We start from the raw sequence: 22,084 nt of genomic DNA on the forward strand, positions 1-22,084 counted from the left end.
GACTATGCGGACGGTGCAGCGCTACGGGCACTTCGAATGACGTGGGCGGGATGCCGTGTCAAGATCACCGCATGATCGGCGGCTTGGGACGCGACACGCTGGTGGGGCGGCGCGCTGAGCAACTCAAGCTGACCGAATTGGTTGACCGAGTCCGCGGCGGCGGCAGTGCCGTTCTGGTCCTTCGGGGTGAGGCGGGGATCGGCAAGACCGCGTTACTTCTGGACGTCCGTGATCAAGCCGCAGACGTGCGCGTCATAACCCTCAGCGGTGCCGAATCAGAACTGGAGCTCACATACGCCGGTATTCAGCAGCTCTGTTCCCCATTGCTGGGTCATATCGACCGATTGCCCGAACCTCAGAAGAACGCGCTGCGGGTGGCACTCGGACTCCGTGACGGTGCGGCACCGGACCGCCTGCTGGTGGGTTTGGCGGTGCTATCGCTGATCTCCGATGCCGCGGCCGAGCGGCCCACAATCTGCATCATCGACGACGCCCAGTGGGTTGATCACGCCTCACTGCAAGCGCTGGTGTTCGCCGCGCGACGCCTGTCGGCTGAGCCGGTGATGATGATCTTCGCGGCCCGCAGCGTCCACGGCCAGCCAGAGCTCTCTGCCTTGCCCGAACTGCACCTTGCCGGCCTCTGCGATACCGACGCCCGCGCCTTGCTCTCCACGATTCTGCCGACTCGACTCGACGAATCCGTCCGCGAGAACATTCTCGCCGAGGCGGACGGGAATCCGCTGGCGTTGCTCGAACTGAGTCGTGCGCTGCCCCCGTCCCGGCTTGCCGGTGGGTACGGACTGGCATCCGCTAAACCGCTGGAGACACGAATCGAACAGACCTACGGTCGGCGGCTGGCCGAACTACCGTCACAAACCCGCACCCTGCTGCTGATCGCGGCAGCAGAACCGACCGGCGAACCCACGTGGTTGTGGGCGGCCGCAGGGCGACTGGGGATCGGCGCGGACGCCGGTATACCGGCGGAGCAGAGCGGCTTGGTGACCGTGGATACGCGAATGCGATTCAGACACCCTTTGGTCCGATCAGCGGTCTACGGCGGCGCTGACTCGTCGGAGCGTCGACAAGTCCACGCTGCTCTGGCTGAAGTGATCCCCGGGGCTGTCGCGCAGGAGCACCGCGTCTGGCACCGTGCCCACGCCGCGGACGGACCCGACGAGGCGGTCGCCAGGGACCTCGCACGGTCGGCCGAGCAGGCCAGCCGCCGTGGGGGAACGGCCGCGGCGGCTGCCTTCTTGGCGCATGCCGCCGAGCTCACACCCGATCCTGTCCGGCGAGCTGAGCGCGCACTCGCCGCCGCACTATCCAAATTGGACGCGGGCGATCCCGCCGCCGCGGCGCGGATACTAGCGGCCGTACCCGGCACTGAGAGCGAACTATTCAGTGCACGAGTAGATCTGGTGCGGGCCAAGATCGCGTTCGCTGCGCGGCGAGGCCGAGACGCACCTCCACTTCTGCTGACTGCAGCTGAGAAACTGCGCCCGATCGACGCGGCACTCGCACGTGATGCCTATCTCGAGGCTCTGGTAGCCGCGATGATCGTCGGCCGACTTCACGCGGATCCTGCAGGGTCTGCGGACGCCATTGCTGCCGCAGCGCGACAGCTCCCACCTCCGAGCGAGCCGGCTAGCGCTGACCTTCTTCTCGACGGACTTGTCGTCCGGCTCACCAAGGGTCACGCCGCCGCCGCTCCACTGTTGGGGGGCGCCATAAGTAAGTACCTGGCGGAAGACGCAGCCGGAACCGCGGATCCTCGGTCGCACGACATCACGCTACGCGTCCTACTCGACCTGTTCGATCAAGACACCTACAACTATCTCAACGCTCGACAGCTTGAATTACTTCGTAACGCAGGTGAATTGACCGTCCTACCCGCCGCTCTCACAACCTATGCCGGATCTTGCGTCACCGCTGGCGACTTCGCGCAGGCCCAGGATCTGCTCGAACAGTCCGACGCGATCTCCGCCGCTACAGGGGCGCCTCCCCATAACTCCATCAAAACCTACCTCGCCGCATGTCGCGGACAAGAGCAACTTGCCAGACAACTCGCTCAGACAACGATTTCAGAGGCGAGCGAACGCGGCGAAGGCAGCGAAATCACCGTCGTTCTGTTCGCTTTGGCCGTACTGCACAACGGACTTGCACAGTACGACGAGGCCTTCACCGCGTGCGCAACGGCCTTGGAATACGACGACGTCGGGATGTACGGCCATCTGCTCAACGAGATGGTCGAGGCTGCAGCCAGGTCAGGCGAGGCGCACGCCGCTGCGGCGGCAGCTGCACAGTTGATGGATCGAGCCGAAGCAACCGATACCGCAACGGCGCGGGGTTATGCAGCACGCGCGAAGGCGTTGACGAGCGTGGGCAACGCAGCAGAGCAGCAATATCGCTTAGCCATAAGCGAACTGGATGGTTCGCCTCTCAAGGTGCTGACCGCGCGCACCCATCTGCTTTTCGGCGAATGGCTACGACGCGAGAACCGTCGCGCCGAAGCACGCACTGAACTACGCACCGCTCTAGAGATGTTTTTGCAGATGGGTGCCGACGGCTTCACCGAACGCAACCGCCGCGAACTCACGGCCGCAGGCGAGCCCCTCGAACAACGTCGGCCTGACACGTCGACCGCAACACTGACGACTCAAGAAAGCTACATTGCTCGGCTAGCCGGCGACGGCTACACCAACGCCGAGATTGCCAGCCACCTGTTCATCAGTCCGCGCACAGTGGAATGGCATATGAGCAAGATCTTCGCCAAACTCGGAGTGTCCTCTCGGCGCGAGCTGAGACGGCATCGGAGGTGACGAACCGGCGTAGAAGACAGTCTGCCTGGACGCCATAGGAGAGGGCCGACGGGGCAGGGCCGTTCACGTCGGAGGGATCCGATCCGTCCTGTTTGCAGTTCGAGCACTGAGGTAGTGGCTCCAGTCGCGTTGCGCAATCCGGCACCAGCGACTCGCGGTATTGATGTGGAGCCCAAGCAGTTCAGCAAGAACGGGTGCCGGTAGATCCTGGGCCAAGGTCAACAAGGCGCCATTGCGGTTGACTCTGACGTGCACTCCGGCCTCGTTGACCCTTTTCGTAAGCGGCTTTGGTGAAAGATGCGAACCGATACGCTTAGTGCTCGGAAAGAGGTACTGGGGTGTGCCCGATTTGGACGGCGGCGAACTGAGAGCCAGTTCGTGAAGGAGAATCGCCAAAGTGGGCGGCACAAGGACTGGATGCGATGAAAGCGCAAGGAAAGTCTTATCTTTCACGGTAGTCAGCTCTGCAACCGTTAGGCTGCAAACGCTGCTGACTGTGACGCCGTACAGAAGTACCAGCAGACCGGCAACCCTGACGTCAGTGGGCAAGGGACATGACCTGCTGAGCAGAGTTCGTATGGTGTCGACCTGTTGTTGTGGGTCCGGAAACTCAGTTGGTTCAGATCTGCGACGGTATCGAATCTCGAGTTTGTCGATGCCGCGTTGAGCGTTGAGCCATGTGACGAACGCGACCATTGCAGCAGCTTTTCCGTTATTGGCGTTCACGAGCCAGGTCTCTAACAGCGGTTGCGAGAGATCTTGCAGCGAAACTTGTTGCACATCAAGCCATTCCAGAAAACCAGCTGCCGTGACGATCTTGAACTTGTCGAGATCGGCGCTTGCGGTGGAATATGTGCGGCGGATCGCGCGCCGGCGCGCCCTACGCAGCACACTCCACTGCGCGTACGGACCCATCACCGTGGCATGGTGTATCGGCAAGGACCTAAGCAACGTATCGAGCCAGGGTTCAATACGTTCGAGCGGTTCAAGCCGTTCTGGAAGCACGCCCGAGTAGACCAGTAGATGTCTCAAGTGGTGCAGTGAGGCTGAGGGCGGCAGCTCGTCAAGATCGGCATGGGTCGGCGGTCGGCCGAGCGAAGCGAGATAACGGAGCTGCGCACCGGTCGCTGGCCGAGACATCCATCGGATGGATGACCGTGCGCTCTTTTCAACCGAGAGTGTTTCCACGAATGGCAACAAATCAGGATGCACACCGTCCGGCCCCGAAAGCAGTTCACGCGCCTGCCTGCGAGCCGAACATCGAACGCACGTACCACTGTAATACTGCAGGCCCGCTTCACCGCAATCGACGCATACATAGTCCACTCGCACGCCAGCACATGGCCCGCAGATACGAAGGCCGGCCGATGTCCGACCGATCAGCACCTTGTTGGCCCCACATTGAGCACATGCCGCCGGATTCGCCATGACCCTCAGGTGGCACCTTCGACACACCGGCCCCACCGGCCAAATGGCCTTCGCCGGGCGAAGCTGAGCGCAGTGCCAGCACGGATGCTTGGGCTCGACGCGGCATCGACGGCAACGATCCTCCCCTTCTCCGCGACCTCTGATCACAATGATGGATTCGACTCCGCAGATACCACAGGGCCGTCGCGGATGCTGGTACCGCTGATAACACCGCTGGCACAGGTACTCTCCGCGCTTTCCGACCTTCGCCTGCGCCAACGTGCCGCACCGACTGCACACGCGTTCAGGCCGTGGATTGCACGCCCAACACAGCGATCGCCCCTGCTCGTCGCGGGTGCTCGGCGGACGCTGCTTACCGCATCCTGCACAGTCTTCCGACTTCTCGTCGTTGTAGCAGCGTCGGCAGATTGTGCCTTCCAGACGTCTGGCTGTCGGGTACCCCGCGAGGCCGCATCGCGCACACGTCGTCAAACGTTCGCGCGTCAAACACCATTCACAACACCGACCCTCGGGGGCGAGCCTGGGAAGCTCAAGTCCGGACTCGCCGCACCTGGCACAGCTCGGCCGAACCACCTGATGGCCGGCGGAATGCATCGTTGCCGCCAGTCGGACCAGAACGCGGGGGCAGTGTGCATCGGGTGAGTTGAGGGCATCGGGATGCTCAGTGAGGTATTCATCGAGCACTCGTGCACCCTGCGGGCTCCATGCGTGCGAATTCTTCAGAAGCTGAGTGAGGTACTCGTCGGTGGCCTGACCGATGTGACCGCGCAGATGTTCCAGCAGACGTGATCTGACATCGACCATGGTATCGGCGTACTTCCGCCGTATGCGTGGCCGAGCAGACATCACAGTGGTTCCGGTCGCCGAATGCTGGTCCGCCTTACCGCGGGCTTGCCCGACTTCTCCCCGGCGGCTTTGCGTTCCTGACGGTTGACAACCTTCGGTTCGATAAGGTCATTCGGCGTGCATTCGAGGATGTCGCACAGCGCCACCAGAACATCCATGCTCATCCGCTGCGGAGGATGAGTTGCCATTCGGTAGACCTGTTCGCGCGACAGCGCGACACCCCGCTCAGCCAACAGCGGAACGAGGTCGGAGGTATGAAACAGGTTGCGTTCCGCCATTTTTCGACGCAGATGCCATTCGTAGCTCATCTTCTTGTTCACTGGCCACTCCAGTCTTTGCCCAGCCGGTCGCTCAGGGAGCGCATGAGTAGTTGGTTGCGGTAGTCGTTGGACACGCCGGTATAGATCGCGGTCGTCGAAGCGTAACTGTGGCCAACCTGTTCTTGGACAAATCGCTCCGGGTAGTCGAACTCGATCAGATGCGTGACGTAGGAGTGACGTAGGCAGTGCAGATCCAGCGATTTATCCAGGCCTGCTCGGTCCCGCGCGCTGACAAAAGCTTCGTTCACCGCTCGCGGGGAGAGGCGGCTGACCCGCTCGGTCACCCAGAGAGCCGGGAAGGCCTTCGGCACCAGCATCGGTCGCACCTCGGCCACATAGTGATCCAGAACCTCAACGATCCAATCCATTTCAGGCACGGTCAGCACCGTCCGGCGTTTGGGCGGACTGCCTTTCGGAGGCTTGCCCCATCGAACGGCTAGCATGCCAAAACTGCCGTACGAGGCCGCCTTCGCGTTACTCCGTAGGTCCACCAAGTCAACCCCTGATACCTCGCTCCGCCGCAGCCCGTAGGCGTAGCAGAACTTGAGCATCGCTGAGTCACGAAGCGCCGATGTTGCCCCCTTGCGGCCCCGGGTGCGTTTCTCGTCCACTCGCGCGTCAGCCGCGTCGAAGAGCGACTGGACTTCGTCGTAACTCAAGGGGCGGCGCCTCGGATCACCCTCGTAATCAAGGATATGCGGAGAGGTATTGTGCTCGTGGAAAACAACTTCGGGCTGTTGCCCGAAGCGTTCGACACATACTTGGCCCCATCCGTAGCGGCGGTCGACGAGGTATTCGCAGAACAGTCGCACTTCGGTCGCGTAATTGCGAGCCGTCGAGATGCTCACCTTGTCCGGGCCTGACCGGAGGTCACTGATCCAAGCTTCAGCCTCCGCTGCAGTCCATTGCCAAGGGTACAAACCAGTAAACGACGCAAACCTCTTGACGAGTCGCATGCGCGGAGCAATCGTGCCCTTCTCGCTGAAGAATCTGCTGCGCTGCTGACGAGCCCATCCTTCCAGCATCGCCCGGAACACAGTCGCCGCCTCATCAAGGGGTACTACGTTCGCCGCCAACACCAGCCGCGCTGAACCGGGTACATCGCTCGTCACCCGTCTGTTGTATCAGATGCATCATTGATGCGTTAGACTTCACGCGTGTATCCGACCAGCACGAACGGCCGCCCCAATGAGAGTTCTCGCTCAGCTCGACCTCGGCGTACCACGTCCTGACAGACTGCAGTATGTTGCATCTACTGCAATAATTCCCATTTCACCTCACTTGGTTTCTTGTCCGGCCGCAGCCCGCGCCAGCTCGTTTGCCGCAGCCGGTTGTCGGGGGTCCATTCGCTGTAGCGCACCTCGCCGACCAGGACCGGCTCGACGAACGTCACGCCCCTGGCGTCGGCCGCGGGAAGCTTTGCGGCGAAAGGCGATTGGTCGGTGTGCAGCGGCGCCAATGTCGATTTCAGTTTGGCCAGTTCGCGTTCGGTGAATCCGGTGCCCACCCGGCCGACGAATCGCAGGCCACCCTCGCCGGGGATCCCCATCAGCAGTGCGCCGATGCCGCTGGAACGCCCGCCCTCCCCGGCCTTCCAGCCGCCGATCACGACCTCCTGGGTGTTCCAGTTCTTCGCTTTGATCCACGACGCGGAGCGTCGGCCCGGCTGGTAAGAGGAGTCGCGCCTTTTGGCCACCACGCCCTCCCAGCCATGTGCGCGGGCGTGCTCGAGCGCCTGGTCGCCGTCGCCGGGCAGCAGCTCGGGAACGATGAGATCGCCTGCGGCGCCCAATGTTTCCAGCAGCCTGCGCCGGTCCTGGTATTTGGCCCGCAGCAGCGAGCGGCCGTCCAGGTAGAGCAGGTCGAAGGCCCAGAACTCGACGCGGGTGCCACGGCCGCGGTTCTGCATTTCGTTGAAGCTGGGCACCCCCGACGGGTTGAGCACCACGGCCTCACCGTCGAGCACCACGTGGTGGTCGGCGAGATCGTCTGCCAGTAACTGAAATTGGCGGTATTCCTTGGTGACATCACGGCCGCTGCGGGAGCGCGCCCGCAGGGCGCCGTGGTCCGCGTCGAGCAAGACCCGGTAGCCGTCCCACTTGCCTTCGAACGCCCACTGCCCGGCTTTCAGGCCCGCCACCGAGCCGTGCGTGGCGAACATGGGTGAGATCTCGCCGAACTCGAAGGTGTTCTGGTCCTTCAGGCGGTGGGCCAGCCACTGATCGCCGTTGGTTTGAATCAGCGCGTACCGACCGGAAATTCGGTTACCGTGCAGGTTGACGATCACCTCATCGTCATTGAACTTCTCGGCGTCGTAGGTGCCCGAGTCCCAGATGATCACCTTGCCCGCACCGTACTCACCCTTAGGGATGCTGCCCTCGAACGAGCCGTATTCCAGCGGGTGGTCCTCGGTGTGTACCGCCAGATGGTTCACCGACGTGGTCTCGGGCAGGTTTTTCGGCACCGCCCACGACACCAGCACGCCGTCGCGCTCCAGCCGGAAGTCGTAGTGCAGCCGGCGCGCGTGGTGTTCCTGGATGACGAACGTATTGCCTTGGCCGCTCGTGGGTTTCGTCTTCGGCACCGGCTCCGGGGTCTTCGAGGCGTCGCGCATGCTGCGGTACTTGGTGAGCCGATCGCTGACCGGCAGGTCGCTGTCGAGCGACGCCAGCAGGTCGCCGTCGCGCTCGACCCGCTCGAGCACCTCGTCGTAACGCAGCTGGCGCAGCTTGGGGTCGTCGAGTTCGTCCCAGGTGCGCGGCGCCGCCACCGTCGGGTGTTCCCTGCCACGCAACGAATACGGCGCGATCGTCGTCTTGGATGCGCTGTTTTGACTCCAGTCCAAAAACACCTTGCCGGCCCGCAGGCTCTTGGTCATCGTCGAGGTGACCAGCTTGGGCATCGCATTTTCCAGTTGCTGGGCCACGCGTTTGGCCAATACCGACGCGCCGCGGCTGCTGACCGGCTGCTCCAGCGGCGTGTAGAGGTGCAGACCCTTGCTGCCGCTGGTGAGCGGGAACGTGGTCAACCCGATATCGGCGATCAGGTCGCGCACGGCGCGGGCCACCTCGGCCAGCCGGGCCATCGTCACGCCCTCGCCCGGGTCCAGGTCGAACACCAAGCGCGTCGCCGGGCCGGGCTCGAGCTCCTCGCCCTTGTCGCGCGTCCACTCGGCGACGAACCGCCACTGCGGCACGTGCACCTCCAACGCCGCCTGCTGCGCGATCCAGGCCAGTCCGTCGGCGCTGTCGATGATCGGGTAGGTCGTGGTACCCGACCGGTGCGTCACGCTGGCGCGGGACAACCAGTCCGGCGCCGAGGACGCCAGCTGCTTTTCGAAGAAGGAATCCTGCTCCACGCCGTTGGGCCAGCGTTTGCGGGTCGCCGGGCGCCCGGCGATGTGCGGCACCATCACTTCCGCGACACGGGTGTAATAGTCGAAGACGTCGCGCTTGGTGGTTCCGGTGGCCGGGTAGAGCACCTTGTCGGCGTTGGTGAGCTTCACCTGCGACGCCATGACATCAACCTACGCGTTTGAGCAGCAATGATGTGCGCCCACCACGCAAAATGTCGTCGACGTGACTTCGTGTGACATCGAACACGAACGCGTTAGATCCCGCGCCCGATCGGGAAGCGGGCACTGATGCGCATAATCCCTTGGCGTCCAGACAACGGCGTCCCACTCAGTGATGCGACCCTACGACTGCACTCGCAACGAGTTGACATACCCACCTACGACAGATCGACCCTTGCCCGCGGTGTCGTGCACATCGGCGCAGGAAACTTCCACCGGGCACACCAGGCCGTGTACTTCGACGACCTCGCCCGTTCGGGCATCTCCGACCGGTGGGGAGTGACCGGCGTCAGCCTGCGCTCCCGCGAGGCCAAAGACCTGCTCTCGGCGCAAGACGGGCTGTACACCGTCGTGGCACGCGGCCATGACCGCCAGAACGCGCGGGTGGTCGGCTCGATCGGCGCGGTGCACTACGCGCCGAAGGACGGCGCCGCGGTGCTCGCCGCCCTGACGGACCCCCAAACCCGCATCGTCAGCCTGACCATCACAGGTAACGGATACTTTCTGAACCCGGTCACCGACGAGTTCGACGCGGACCACCCGGACGTGCGCGCCGACGTGCTGGCATCCCCCAGCGCATCCGGCAACTACGCCACCGCGTGGGGATATCTGGCCGACGCACTCGACCGGCGTCGCCGCGCCGGCTTCGCGCCGTTCACCGTGCTGTGCTGCGACAACATCCCTGGCGACACCGAGCCCGCGAGAACCGCGCTGGTGTCGTTCGCCGCGCTGAAGGATCCCCGGCTGGCCCGCTGGATCGACACGCACGTCGCGTTCCCGTCGACCATGGTCGACCGCATCACCCCGCAGACCTCGGAGTCGGAGTGCCGATTCGTCGAGCAGACCTTCGGCGTCGCCGACAAATGGCCGGTCGTCACCGAGCCGTATCGCCAGTGGGTGATCGAGGATGCGTTCAGCAATGGCCGACCGCCGCTCGACGAGGTCGGCGCCGAATTCGTCGCCGACGTCAGCGACCACAAGCTGATCAAGACCCGTCTGCTCAACGGAACCCACATCGCGCTCGCGTGCCTGGCCACCCTGGCCGGCTACCAGCGCACGGACCAAGCGATGCAGGACCGCGTCCTCTACGACTACGTCGAAGCGTTGCTGCGCAACGAGATTCAGCCGCTGCTGCCCCCGGTCCCCGGCATGAACACCGCCGAGTACCGCGGCACGTTGCTCGATCGACTCAGCAATCCGCGGATGAGTGACCAACTCTCGCGGCTGGCTCGACGGGGAACGAGCAAGATCACCTCGTTTGTGCTGCCGTCGCTGCAGGAGGCGATCGCGCAGGGCAGGCCGCACACCCTGTTGATGTTGGCCGTGGCGGGATGGGCGCGCTACATGCACGGCCATGACCTGAAGGGGCGAAAGCTGCGCCTCGAAGACTCGCAGGCGATCCCGGTGGTTAAGTTGGCGGCCATGGCCAGCCACAACCCCGATCCGTTGCTGGCGCATGAGATGTTCGCCGAGGTCCGCCACGTTCCCGGCTTCGCGCGCCGCCTCGCCGAGATGATTGCGGATATTGACGCGCGGGGCGTGATACCCACGCTGCGCGAGGCCCTGCGCAGCGACACGCGAGAGTTGGTGTCGCGATGAGCCTGACATTCGTGCGCGCCTTCGATCCGGCGCCCATCACCACCCTGCTCTGCGATGCCGACGACAACCTGTTCGGATCGGAGCGGCCGGCGTTCGAGGCGTCGACCGAGGTGACGAATCGCTTCCTGGCCCGGTTCGGCGTGACCGCCCCGCTCAGCTGTGAGGAGTTGCGTAAGCGGGCCGTCGGGAAAAACTTCCGCAACACCGCGCTCGACCTGGCGGTGCAGTGCGAAGTGCCGCTGGATCGGGCGTTGACCCGGGGGCGTCCCGCGGCGGTGATCGCCTCGCCCGGCGCGTTGGCGAGCGGCGACTGGTTGTCCGCCGACGAACTCGAGCGGTGGGTGCGCGAAGAGCGCGAACGGGTCACCGCTCACCTGGCCGCCACCCTGACACCCGATGCCGAGGTCGTCGAACCGTTGCGGGACCTCGCGACGCGGTACGCGCTGGCGGCCGTCAGCTCCAGTGCCACCAGGCGTCTGCTTGCCTGCTTCACCGCGACCAGCCTCGACGCGTTCTTCGCGGCGGCGGTGACCTTCAGCGCGGAGGATTCCCTTCCGACGCCGACCAGCAAGCCCGACCCGGCGGTGTATCTGCATGCCGGCCGGGAGTTGGGCGTGGCACCCGCACACGGGCTGGCCATCGAAGATTCCGTGGCGGGCGTGACGTCCGCCGTCGCGGCCGGCTACGCCACCGTCGGTAACCTGATGTTCGTGGAACCCGACGAAAGGGCATGCCGCCGAGCAGAATTGATCGAAGCCGGCGCCGTCGCGATCACCGATTCGTGGCGCGCCCTTGCCGACGTCCTGCTGTCGACAACGGTGCCGACTGGGGGCTCGCCCCCGTAGGGAAGGAGGCAGCCGATGACGGCTGATGCGATCGATCTGAACAATGCCGAGCTCTGTAGGCTCGCCGAGCGCCGGATAAAGGCGCCGAACTACGACCGCGCCAGCGTGACCGTCGGCATTGCGCACATCGGCGCCGGCCACTTCCACCGGGCGCATCAGGCCGCCTATCTGAATCTGCTGCTGCAGCAGGGGCTGGCGCGCGAGTGGGGCATCTGCGGGGTCGGTGTGATGCCCGCGGACTGGACCATGCGCGACGTCCTCACCGATCAGGACGGGCTTTACACGCTGATCCTGGAAAACCCCGACGGCAGCCGGGATGCTGAGGTGATCGGTTCGATCATCGACTATCGCTACGCGCCCGACGATCCGGAGTCGGCGCGGGAGCTGCTGGCCGCGCCGTCCACCCGGATCATTTCGCTGACCATCACCGAGGGCGGATACCGCGATCCCGACGGGCCCGCGTTCACGTTGATCGCCGAGGCGTTGGACCGGCGTCGGCGTCGGGGCGTTCCCGCGCCGACCATCGTGTCGTGCGACAACATCGAGAACAACGGCGAGGTCGCCAAGCGTACGGTGCTCGCAAGTGCCGAACACATCGATCCCGAGCTGGCCGCGTGGGTGGCGGAACACAGCCGGTTCCCTTGCTCGATGGTGGATCGCATCACTCCGGCAACAACTTTGGAGATGGCCGCGGAGGTTCGGCGCGACTTCGGTGTCAATGACCGGTGGCCGGTGGTGGCCGAACCGTTCGCCGCCTGGGTGCTCGAAGACGACTTCGCCGATGGCCGGCCACCGCTGGAGCGGGCGGGCGTGCTGATGGTCGACGATGTGCGCCCGTACGAGCTGATGAAGCTGCGAATGCTCAACGCGGGACATCAGAGCCTGTGCTACTTCGCCCACCTTTGCGGCTTCGAGTTTGTCCACGACGCGGCGCAGGATCCGTTGTTCGCCAAGTTCTTGCTCTCCTACTTCGACACCGAGGCCATTCCGACGCTCCCGCCGGTGCCGGGGATCGATCTGCATGAATACGGCCGCACGTTGATTGAGCGGTTCGCCAACCCGGCCGTGCGCGACACCATCTCGCGGCTGTGTGCCTATTCATCGGACCGCATCCCCAAGTGGCTGTACCCCGTCATCTGCGACAACCTGGCCAGCGACGGGCCGGTCCGGCTGGCGGCCGCGACGGTTGCCAGCTGGGCCCGCTACGCCGAGGGTGTCAACGAGTGGGGCGAACCCTACGAGGTGGTGGACCAGTTGGCGGACTCGCTGGTGCCGATCGCGCGGTCGCAGCACGAGAATCCCATTGCGTTCATCGAAGTCACCGCGCTGTTCTGCGACCTGGCCCACCAACCCCGCTTTGTCGAGGCGTACCGTTGGGCGCTGGATTCGTTGCACGGCAAGGGAGCTCGGGCCACCCTGGAGGCCTTGCTCCGATGACCCGGGGGCTGGTGATCGGTGAGTCGCTGATCGATATCGTCGGGGGCGACGAACACGTCGGCGGCAGTCCGCTCAACGTCGCCGTCGGACTCGGTCGCCTGGGCCGCCGCGTGGACTTCCTCACCCACATCGCCGACGACGCGAACGGCCGGTGCATCAGCGATCACGTCGAAGCCGCTGGCGTGCAACTGGTTTCGGAAAGCCGGACCGCGGAGCGCACGGCGACCGCGCGGTCGACCATCGGGGCGGATGGGTCGGCCCGCTATGTGTTCGACCTGGACTGGCGGCTTTCCGGGACGCCGCCGGTCCCGCCGCCGCTTTTCGTCCATACCGGATCGATTGCCGCCGTGCAGGATCCGGGCTGCCTGGCGGTGGCGGCGTTGATCGACACCTATCGCGTGTCGGCCACGGTCACCTTTGATCCCAATGTGCGGTCGTCGCTGATCTCCGACCGGGACCTGGCCGTCGCCCGCATCGAGCATCTCATCGAACGCAGCGACGTCGTGAAAGCCAGCGAGGAAGACCTGCGCTGGATCGACCCCGCTCGCCCGCCCGAACAGCTCGCCCGCGCCTGGCTGGCGCTGGGTCCGGCGCTGGTGGTGGTGACGATGGCCGACCGCGGCGCGATGGGGTTCTGCGCGTCCGGCGAGGCGCATGTACCGACTCGTGCCGTGGAGGTGGTCGACACCGTCGGCGCCGGTGACTCGTTCATGACCGGCCTGCTTGACGCGCTGTGGGGCGTGTTGGGCGGTGACCGCCGCCCCGAGTTGCGCGGGATCGGGGTGGACGCGCTGACGGCGGCGCTTGAGGCGGCGAGCCTGTCGTCGGCGCTGACCGTCGCCCACAAGGGGGCCAACTTGCCGGATCGGGCCGCTTTGGAGGCCGCATCGCGTCGTTAGACGCGCCTTTCTGCGCCGAGACTGCGCCGAGCGCGTGATTTTACGACGAATTGCGATCTGTACGCAGTCTCGGTGCGCGATGACGTCGCGCTGTTTTGCTAGCGGGGCTACGGGCATACTGACTGGATGCGCTCCATCTGGAAGGGTTCCATCGCATTCGGGCTCGTCAACGTCCCGGTCAAGGTCTATAGCGCCACCGAGGACCACGACATCAAGTTCCATCAGGTGCACGCCAAGGACAACGGGCGGATTCGCTACAAGCGGGTGTGCGAGGTCGACGGCGAGGTTGTCGAGTACGGCGATCTGGCTCGGGCCTTTGAGTCCGACGACGGCCAGATGGTCATCATCACCGACGACGACCTCGCCACGCTGCCCGAGGGACGCAGCCGCGAAATCGAGGTGCTGGAGTTCGTACCGGCCAGCGACGTCGACCCGATGCTGTACGACCGCAGCTACTTCCTGGAGCCCGACTCAAAATCGTCCAAATCGTATGTGCTGCTTGCCAAGACGCTGGCCGAGACCGACCGGATGGCGATCGTACATTTCACGCTGCGCAACAAGACCCGGCTGGCGGCGTTGCGGGTCAAGGACTTTGGCAAACGCGAGGTGATGGTGATCCACACCTTGTTGTGGCCCGACGAGATCCGCGACCCGGATTTCCCCGTGCTGGACAAGAAGGTCGACGTCAAGCCCGCGGAGCTCAAGATGGCCGGGCAGGTGGTGGAGTCGATGGCCGAGGACTTCAACCCGGACCGCTACCACGACGACTACCAGGAGCAGCTGCACGAGCTGATCGCCGCGAAACTCGAAGGCGGAGAGGCCTTTACCGTCGAGGAGAAGCCGAAGGAGCTCGACGAGACCGAGGACGTGTCTGACCTGCTCGCCAAGCTGGAGGCCAGCGTCAAGGCGCGTTCGGGTGACGGCAAGGCGCCCGCGAAGAAATCACCCGCCAAAAAGGCACCCGCGAAAAAGGCGGCGAAAAAGGCACCGGCCAAGAAGGCCGCATCGAAGTCCTAGCCGTCACGCCCTGAGGAACTCGGGCACTCCGTGCCGTCGCAGGGTCACAAACCGCACCGCCGCGGCAGTGAGATTGACGGCGCCCACGATGATGATCAGGGTGAGCGCCGCACCCCACACCCGCAGGAAACCGGCGTGCTCGGGATTGGTGAGCTCGGTGTAGATCAGCAGCGGCAGCGAGGCCATGTTGCCGTTGAAGATGTCGAAATTGATGGAGCGGCTGTAGCCGACCAGCACCAGCACCGGTGCGGTTTCGCCGATCACACGCGCGATCGACAGCAAGACACCGGAGACGATGCCCGGCATCGCGATCGGAAAGACGATCCGCAGGATCGTCGTCCATTTGCGAACGCCCAAGGCGTAGCTGGCTTCTCGCAGCTCGTCGGGCACCAACCGCAGCATTTCCTCGCCCGAGCGCACCACCACCGGCAGCATCAGCAAGACCAGCGCCAACGACACCGCCAAGGCGCACTGTTGAAACCCCAGGGTGGCGATCCACAGGCTGAAGACGAACAGCGCCGCCACGATCGAGGGCACCCCGGCGAGCACGTCGACCATGAAGGTGGTCACGCGCGCCAGCCGGCCGTGCCCGTATTCCACCAGGTAGACGGCGGTCATCAAGCCCAGCGGCACGGCCAGCACGGTGGCCACGCCGGCCTGCACCAACGTCCCGTACAGCGCGTGATAAATCCCGCCGGCGAATTCCTCCGGCAGCACGCCGTGCAACGAATGCGTCCACCAGCTGGAGGTGGTCACGGCGCGCCACCCTCGCGCGACGACCACGGACAGCAGCCAGACCAGCGGCAACAGCGCCACGACGAACGAGGCGAGGAAGAACGTTGTCGCGACGTTGTTGATGATCCGCCGCCGCAGGCTGACGGCGCGAAACACCTCGGCTTTGACCGGGGCATCTAAGGTATCGACGCTCATCCGTTCACCTTCCCGCCGGCGATCGTCCGGGCGGCGGCGTTGACGACGAACGTCAACACGAACAGCGCGAACCCCGCGGAAATGTACGCGCCCGTGGGCAGCGGGGCGCTGAATTCCGAGGCCGCGGAGGCGATCTTGGAGGCGAACGTGTAGCCGCCGTCGAACAGCGACCAATGCCCCGGATGCGCGCCCGAGCGCAGGATCACCAGCACCGCCACGGTTTCCCCGAGAGCGCGGCCCAACCCGAGCATCGACGCCGCGATCACGCCGCTGCGACCGTAGGGCAGCACCGTCATCCGCACGACTTCCCACTTCGTGGCTCCCAGTGCCAGCGCCGCTTCGATGTGGCGCCGCGGCGTCTGCCGGAATACCTCGCGCGACACCGAGGTGATGATCGGCAGGATCATCACCGACAGCACGATCCCCGCGGTGAAGATGGTGCCGCCGCCGGCCAGCGAAACGTTGCCCCGCTTGAACAGGAACAGCCAGTCCAGATGGCGATTGAGGAACTCCGCCACCGGCTCCAGATTGGGCGCCAGCACGAAGATCCCCCACAACCCGAAGATGATCGACGGCACCGCGGCCAACAGATCGACGATGCCGCCGAAGGGACGGGACAGCCGCGCGGGCACGTATTGCGTCAGGAACACCGCGATCCCGACCGCGACCGGAACGGCCAACGCGAGTGCCGTGACGGAACTGAGCACCGTGACCATCAACAAATCGCGGATGCCGAACGCCAGCCTGGCCGGGTCGCTGGTGTTGAATTCGGCGCTGGTGAAGAAGTTCGCGTGGTTGGCCCGCAACGACGGGACGGCGCGGATCAACAGGAACGCCGCGATCAGCGCGATCGCGATCACAATCGTCGATCCGGCGGCGGCGGCGAGCAGCCTGAACAGCCGGTCGCCGTGCCACTTGGCCCGCTCGCGTGTCGTCGTCAGCGCGGGCGAGGTTCCGGTCGGATCCCAGGGCCCCGCTGAGATCGATCGGGTCATCCGACCATCAGATCATGCAATGGCGTTGACCGCAGTGGACAATCTCGACTTGAACGCATCTGGAATGGGGATATACCCGTTATCCGCCAAGCCATTCTGGCCGGCGCCGATTGTGCTCTGCAGGAACGCCTTCACGGCCGTGCCGACCTGGCCGTCGGGATATTTGGAGCAGACGATCTCGTAGGTCGCCAGCACGATCGGGTACGAGCCGGCCTGCGACGGCCTGTAGAACGAGGTGGTGTCGAGCACCAGATCGTTACCCTGCCCCTTGATGGTGGCCCCGGCGATGGTCTTGCCCACCGAGTCGGCGCTGATCGCCACGGCATCCGGACCGGCCGAGCTGACGATCTTGGCCATGTTCAGATGCTGCGCCTGGGCGAACGACCATTCGTTGTAGGTGATCGACCCCTCGGTGGCCTTGATCGCCGCCGACGTGCCGTCGTTGCCCTTAGCGCCCTCGCCAACACCGCCCTTGAACGTCTTCCCGGCGCCCTTGCCCCAGGCGCCGTTGGACGCGGCGTCGAGATAGTGCTGGAAGTTGTCCGTGGTCCCCGACTCGTCGTTGCGGAACACCACGTGAATCGGCTCGCCCGGCAACGTGAAGCCGTTGTTGAGCGCCTGGATCGCGGGGTCGTTCCAGGTGGTGATGGCGCCGTTGAAGATCTTCGCCAAGGTGGGACCGTCCAGGGTCAGTGACGTGACGGTGTTGATGTTGAAGGTGACCGCGATGGGGCCGAACACCACCGGCAGGTTCCACGCCGGCGAACCGCCGCAACGCTGCTGGGCGGCGGTGGCCTCATCCGGGTTCAGCGGTGAATCCGAGCCACCGAAATCGGTCTGCTTGCCGTTGAATTCCTTGATCCCGGCGCCCGAACCGTTGGGCGTGTAGTTCAGCGTCTGGCCGGAGCAGGCCTGTTCGAATGCCTTGACAAAGCGGGTCATCGCGTTCGCCTGGGCCGTCGAGCCGCTGGCCTTGAGCGTCTGCTTGCCGCCGCAACTCACGTTGGACGCCGCCGCACTCGTCGATGAACTTGGCGCGCTTGAGTTTTTGTCACTACCACACGCCGACAGGGTCACTGCGCCGATCGCCAGGACCGCCAGTGGCGCGCTAAATCGGTTGAATTTCAATTCGATTCCTTTTCGGTAGCCAACGATCGCCGTCGGCGATTCAAACACAAATGCGACCGCGGCAGGTGGACCGAAGCTTAGCGGCCGGTTACAAAGCAGCGACCGTATGGCAAACACGTGACCCGGGCGAGCCCCGTGCCGCGGGCGTTACTTGCACGGCTCAGGCAATGGCATTGACCGCGGTCGACAACCTCGACTTGAACGCGTCGGGAATGGGGACATATCCGTTGTCCGCCAAGCCATTCTGGCCTGCACCGATGGTGCTCTGCAGGAACGCCTTCACCGCCTTGCCGACCTGGGGGTCGGGATACTTCGAGCAAACGATCTCATACGTCGCCAGCACGATCGGATAGGCGCCGGCCTCGTTGGGCCGGTAGAACGAAATCGTGTCCAGGGCGAGGTCGTTGCCCTCTTTGATGATGTAGGCCGTGGCGATGGTCTTCCCCACCGAGTCCGCGCTGATCGCTACCGGGTCCGGACCGGCCGACGTGACGATCCTGGCCATGCCGAGATGTTGCGCCTGGGCGAACGACCATTCGTCATAGCCGATGGCTCCTTCGGTGTTCTTGACGGCTGCGGCGGTGCCGTCGTTGCCCTTGGCGCCCTCGCCGACACCGCCCCTGAACGTCTTTCCCGCACCCTTGCCCCACACGCCGCCGGACGCCGTGTCGAGATATCTCTGGAAGTTGTCCGAGGTTCCGGACTCGTCACTGCGGAAGATGACACGAATCGGCTCGGCGGGTAGGGCGGTGCCCGGGTTCAGCGCGGCGATCGCGGGATCATTCCAGGTCGTGATCGCGCCGTTGAAGATCTTGGCCGCGGTCGGGCCGTCGAGAATCAACGACGTCACACCCTTGACGTTGTAGGTGATGGCGATGGGACCGAACACTACCGGCAGGTTCCACGCCGGCGAGCCGCATCGCCGCGCGGCGGCGTCGTACTCGGGCGGCAGCAGCTCAGAGTCGGACCCGGCGAAATCCGTTTGGTTTCCGATGAATTCGCTGATGCCGGCGCCCGACCCGTTCGGCGTGTAGTTCAGCGACTGACCGGGACAGGCCTGTTCGAACGCATTGACGAACCGGGTCATCGCGTTCTGCTGGGCCGTCGATCCGCTGGCCTTGAGCGTCTGCTTGCCGCCGCAGCTCACGTTCGCGCCCGAGGATCCACTTGGCGAACTTGCCTTATTGTCACTGCCACACCCCGACAGCAGCAGTGCGGTGGCGGACATCACGCAGAGCACGGCACTAAATCGGTTGAGTTTCAACTGAATTCCTCATATCGATGGCCGAACCATGACGCCGCCGTCGAGAGACGCGGGTGACTGACCGGGCAGCGCCTCGCTCCTGCCGTCAACGACGTCCGGGTAGATGCACAACCAACACATTAGGGCCGTCCGGGCCACGGCGCGCGACGAAGCCCCACGGAACCGCTGCGACAACAAAACTAGAACCTGTTCTAGCTTTGGGCGCCGGGGCTTGCTAACGTTTTTCGACAGCTGAAGAAGAAAGGCCGCACATGATCCTCGACAAGTTCCGCCTCGACGACAAGGTCGCCGTCATCACCGGTGGCGGCCGCGGCCTCGGTGCGGCCATCGCGCTGGCGTTCGCCGAGGTAGGGGCCGACGTTGTGATTGCTTCGCGCACCCAATCCGAATTGGACGCGGTCGCCGAGAAGGTCCGCGCCAGCGGCCGCCGCGCGCACACCGTCGCCGCCGACCTCGCTCATCCCGACGTGACCGCCGAGCTCGCCGGCCAGGCCGTCGAGGCCTTCGGCAGACTAGACATCGTCGTCAACAATGTCGGCGGCACCATGCCCAACACGCTGCTGACGACCACGACCAAGGACCTCAAGGACGCGTTCACGTTCAACGTCGTCACCGCCCACGCGTTGACCCTGGCGGCCGTGCCGTTGATGCTCGAGCACTCCGGCGGCGGCAGCGTGATCAACATCAGCTCGACGATGGGCCGGCTGGCCGCGCGCGGGTTCGCCGCCTACGGCACCGCCAAGGCGGCGCTGTCGCACTACACCCGGCTGGCCGCGCTCGACCTGTGCCCACGCATCCGGGTCAACGCGATCGCGCCGGGGTCGATCCTCACCTCGGCGCTGGACGTGGTGGCCTCCAACGACGAGCTGCGCAAGCCGATGGAGGAGGCGACGCCGATGCGCCGCCTCGGCGACCCCAGCGACATCGCCGCTGCCGCAGTGTATTTGGCGTCGCCCGCCGGTGAGTTCTTGACCGGCAAGACATTAGAGGTCGACGGCGGCCTCACCTACCCCAACCTCGACATCCCCGTCCCCGACCTGTGATGCGCGGTTAGCCCCGCCCCGAAGGAGCCGCTCATGGCCATCCCCGTCGCCCAACTCGGTACCGGCAACGTCGGCATCCACTCGTTGCGCGCACTGATCACCAACCCGGAGTTCGAACTCACCGGCGTCTGGGTGTCCTCGGACGCCAAGGCGGGCAAGGACGCGGCAGAGCTTGCCGGACTAGCGGATTCGACCGGCGTGCTGGCCAGCACCGACCTGGACGCCGTCCTGGCCACCGGCCCGCAGTGCGCCGTCTACAACGCGTTGGCCGACAACCGGCTGCCCGAGGCCGTCGAGGACTACCGACGCGTCCTGGCGGCAGGGATCAACATCGTCGGCAGCGGCCCGGTCTTTCTGCAGTACCCGTGGCAGGTGATCCCCGAGGAGCTCGTCAAGCCGATCGAAGATGCTGCACGCGAAGGCAATTCGAGCGTCTACGTCAACGGCATCGACCCGGGTTTCGCCAACGACCTGCTGCCGCTGGCGCTGGCCGGCACCTGCCAGAACATCCAGCAGATCCGCTGCATGGAGATCGTCGACTACGCCACCTACGACAGCGCGGCGGTGATGTTCGACGTGATGGGGTTCGGCAAGCCGATGGACGACGTCCCGATGCTGCTGCAGCCCGGCGTGCTGAGCCTGGCCTGGGGATCGGTAATCCGGCAGCTGGCGGCGGGCCTGGGCATCGAGCTCGACGAGGTCACCCAGACGCACATCCGGGTGCCGGCGCCCGAGGACTTCGACATCGCCTCGGGTCACATTCCCAAGGGCAGCGCCGCGGCGCTGCGGTTCGAGGTGTTCGGCATGGTCAAGGGCCAGCCCGCCGTCGTGCTCGAGCACGTCACCCGGTTGCGCGAGGACCTGTGCCCCGAGTGGCCGCAGCCGGCGCAACCCGGCGGGTCGTACCGCATCGAGATCACCGGCGAACCGTCCTACGCCATGGACATCTGCCTGAGCAGCCGCAAGGGCGACCACAACCACGCGGGACTGGTCGCCACCGCAATGCGGATCGTCAACGCGATTCCGGCCGTGGTGGCCGCCGAGCCGGGCATCGTGACGACGCTGGACCTGCCCCTGATCACCGGCAAGGGCCTGTATCTGCCGGGCTGACCGGTTCGACAGGGCGGTCCGGCAAGGCTTTTCGGCCCGGGCAAGTTTGGCCGCGACGGCTTCGTTCATCGTCGTGGAATACCGCGGGCCCGAATAGCGTTGGCAACCGCGTGTCGAAACGAGTGCTGATCACTGGAGCCTCGAAGGGTATCGGGCGCGCGGTCGCCGACCGCGTCGCTGCCGCCGGCCAGCAACCCATCGGGCTCGCTCGGAGCGCGCCAGCCGATTTCCCCGGACAGTTCCACGAGGTCGACCTCGGCGACCAAGCCGCCACGGCCCAAGCCCTGGACACGATCGTCGGCGAAGGCAGGGTCGACGCCGTGGTCAACAACGTCGGCCTGGCACGGTTCGGCCGCATCGGCTCGATCGACCTGGACGATCTCGTCGCGACCTACGACCTGAACGTGCGCACCGCGGTGCAGGTGGTGCAGGCGGTGCTGCCCGGCATGATCGACGCGGGCTGGGGTCGCATCGTCAACGTCACCAGCCTGACGACGCTCGGCACCCCCGAACGCACCCCGTATGCCGCCGCCAAGGCGGCCCTGGAGACCTGCACCCGGATCTGGGCCGGCGAGCTCGCCTCGTCCGGCATCACCGTCAACGCCGTCGCGCCGGGCCCCGTCGAGACCGAGATGTACCGCGAACGCAGCCCGGCCGGGTCGGAACGGGAGGCCCGCTTCCTCAACACCATCCCGTTGCGTCGGGTCGGTACTCCCGCGGAGATCGCGCACGTGATCTGCATGCTGCTGCACGACGACGCCGGCTACATCACCGGACAGGTTGTCCGCGTCGACGGGGGCGGGAGCATCAGCGCCGCATAGTATTCGGCT

At 65.2% G+C, this 22,084-nt stretch carries 17 protein-coding genes; 9 read left to right on the forward strand and 8 right to left on the reverse strand.

The window, feature by feature from the left end; translation table 11 throughout:
• Positions 1–71: 71 nt before the first annotated feature.
• Positions 72–2,819: a helix-turn-helix transcriptional regulator gene (locus tag G6N66_RS21925; RefSeq protein ID WP_169721529.1), complete on the forward strand. Its 2,748-nt coding sequence runs from the start codon at positions 72–74 to the stop codon at positions 2,817–2,819.
• 63 nt (positions 2,820–2,882) lie between these two features.
• Here G6N66_RS21925 and G6N66_RS21930 read toward each other — a convergent pair whose 3' ends face one another.
• From G6N66_RS21930 to G6N66_RS21945, 4 genes are all read right to left on the reverse strand, one after another.
• Positions 2,883–4,247 (reverse strand): phage integrase family protein, encoded by a 1,365-nt coding sequence (locus G6N66_RS21930; protein ID WP_139825382.1) that lies wholly within the window; start codon positions 4,245–4,247, stop codon positions 2,883–2,885.
• Between the two features lie 845 nt (positions 4,248–5,092).
• The gene (locus G6N66_RS21935; protein ID WP_085234911.1) at positions 5,093–5,413 is read right to left on the reverse strand and encodes a helix-turn-helix domain-containing protein; all 321 of its coding nucleotides are present in this window, start codon (positions 5,411–5,413) and stop codon (positions 5,093–5,095) included.
• Complete coding sequence (locus G6N66_RS21940; protein ID WP_085234912.1) at positions 5,410–6,492, reverse strand: tyrosine-type recombinase/integrase; 1,083 nt, start codon at positions 6,490–6,492, stop codon at positions 5,410–5,412. The genes G6N66_RS21935 and G6N66_RS21940 overlap by 4 nt, the downstream gene beginning before the upstream one ends.
• A gap of 173 nt (positions 6,493–6,665) precedes the next feature.
• Complete coding sequence (locus G6N66_RS21945) at positions 6,666–8,930, reverse strand: ATP-dependent DNA ligase (RefSeq protein ID WP_085234913.1); 2,265 nt, start codon at positions 8,928–8,930, stop codon at positions 6,666–6,668.
• A gap of 126 nt (positions 8,931–9,056) precedes the next feature.
• Between G6N66_RS21945 and G6N66_RS21950 the strand changes: the two genes are divergently transcribed.
• The 5 genes from G6N66_RS21950 to ku all read left to right on the forward strand — a co-directional run bounded on the left by G6N66_RS21950 (position 9,057) and on the right by ku (position 14,784).
• Positions 9,057–10,586, forward strand: coding sequence for a mannitol dehydrogenase family protein (locus G6N66_RS21950; RefSeq protein ID WP_085234914.1), 1,530 nt, complete (start codon positions 9,057–9,059; stop codon positions 10,584–10,586).
• A complete protein-coding gene (locus G6N66_RS21955) occupies positions 10,583–11,431 on the forward strand; it encodes an HAD-IA family hydrolase (RefSeq protein WP_085234915.1) in 849 nt (282 codons plus the stop codon). The genes G6N66_RS21950 and G6N66_RS21955 overlap by 4 nt, the downstream gene beginning before the upstream one ends.
• Before the next feature lie 15 nt (positions 11,432–11,446).
• The gene (locus tag G6N66_RS21960; protein ID WP_085234916.1) at positions 11,447–12,868 is read left to right on the forward strand and encodes a mannitol dehydrogenase family protein; all 1,422 of its coding nucleotides are present in this window, start codon (positions 11,447–11,449) and stop codon (positions 12,866–12,868) included.
• A complete protein-coding gene (locus G6N66_RS21965) occupies positions 12,865–13,767 on the forward strand; it encodes a carbohydrate kinase family protein (RefSeq protein WP_085234917.1) in 903 nt (300 codons plus the stop codon). Before G6N66_RS21960 ends, G6N66_RS21965 begins: the two co-directional genes overlap by 4 nt.
• Before the next feature lie 126 nt (positions 13,768–13,893).
• Positions 13,894–14,784, forward strand: coding sequence for a non-homologous end joining protein Ku (gene ku / locus G6N66_RS21970; protein WP_085234918.1), 891 nt, complete (start codon positions 13,894–13,896; stop codon positions 14,782–14,784).
• Positions 14,785–14,787: 3 nt separating this feature from the next.
• On the opposite strand, the gene pstA is transcribed toward ku, so the two are convergent.
• The 4 genes from pstA to pstS (G6N66_RS21990) all read right to left on the reverse strand — a co-directional run bounded on the left by pstA (position 14,788) and on the right by pstS (G6N66_RS21990) (position 19,101).
• The gene (gene pstA, locus G6N66_RS21975; RefSeq protein ID WP_085234919.1) at positions 14,788–15,714 is read right to left on the reverse strand and encodes a phosphate ABC transporter permease PstA; all 927 of its coding nucleotides are present in this window, start codon (positions 15,712–15,714) and stop codon (positions 14,788–14,790) included.
• The gene (gene pstC / locus G6N66_RS21980) at positions 15,711–16,709 is read right to left on the reverse strand and encodes a phosphate ABC transporter permease subunit PstC (RefSeq protein WP_085234920.1); all 999 of its coding nucleotides are present in this window, start codon (positions 16,707–16,709) and stop codon (positions 15,711–15,713) included. The genes pstA and pstC overlap by 4 nt, the downstream gene beginning before the upstream one ends.
• Before the next feature lie 12 nt (positions 16,710–16,721).
• On the reverse strand, positions 16,722–17,837 hold the full coding sequence (pstS, locus tag G6N66_RS21985) for a phosphate ABC transporter substrate-binding protein PstS (RefSeq protein WP_085234944.1): 1,116 nt from the start codon (positions 17,835–17,837) through the stop codon (positions 16,722–16,724).
• Positions 17,838–17,997: 160 nt separating this feature from the next.
• On the reverse strand, positions 17,998–19,101 hold the full coding sequence (gene pstS, locus G6N66_RS21990) for a phosphate ABC transporter substrate-binding protein PstS (protein ID WP_085234921.1): 1,104 nt from the start codon (positions 19,099–19,101) through the stop codon (positions 17,998–18,000).
• A gap of 251 nt (positions 19,102–19,352) precedes the next feature.
• Between pstS (G6N66_RS21990) and G6N66_RS21995 the strand changes: the two genes are divergently transcribed.
• From G6N66_RS21995 to G6N66_RS22005, 3 genes are all read left to right on the forward strand, one after another.
• Positions 19,353–20,144: an SDR family oxidoreductase gene (locus G6N66_RS21995; protein WP_085234922.1), complete on the forward strand. Its 792-nt coding sequence runs from the start codon at positions 19,353–19,355 to the stop codon at positions 20,142–20,144.
• Between the two features lie 33 nt (positions 20,145–20,177).
• Complete coding sequence (locus G6N66_RS22000; protein WP_085234923.1) at positions 20,178–21,254, forward strand: NAD(P)H-dependent amine dehydrogenase family protein; 1,077 nt, start codon at positions 20,178–20,180, stop codon at positions 21,252–21,254.
• Between the two features lie 110 nt (positions 21,255–21,364).
• Complete coding sequence (locus tag G6N66_RS22005) at positions 21,365–22,075, forward strand: SDR family oxidoreductase (protein WP_232079385.1); 711 nt, start codon at positions 21,365–21,367, stop codon at positions 22,073–22,075.
• Positions 22,076–22,084: the final 9 nt, after the last annotated feature.

Source organism: Mycobacterium conspicuum, assembly GCF_010730195.1.
In the GTDB taxonomy this organism is placed as follows: domain Bacteria; phylum Actinomycetota; class Actinomycetes; order Mycobacteriales; family Mycobacteriaceae; genus Mycobacterium; species Mycobacterium conspicuum.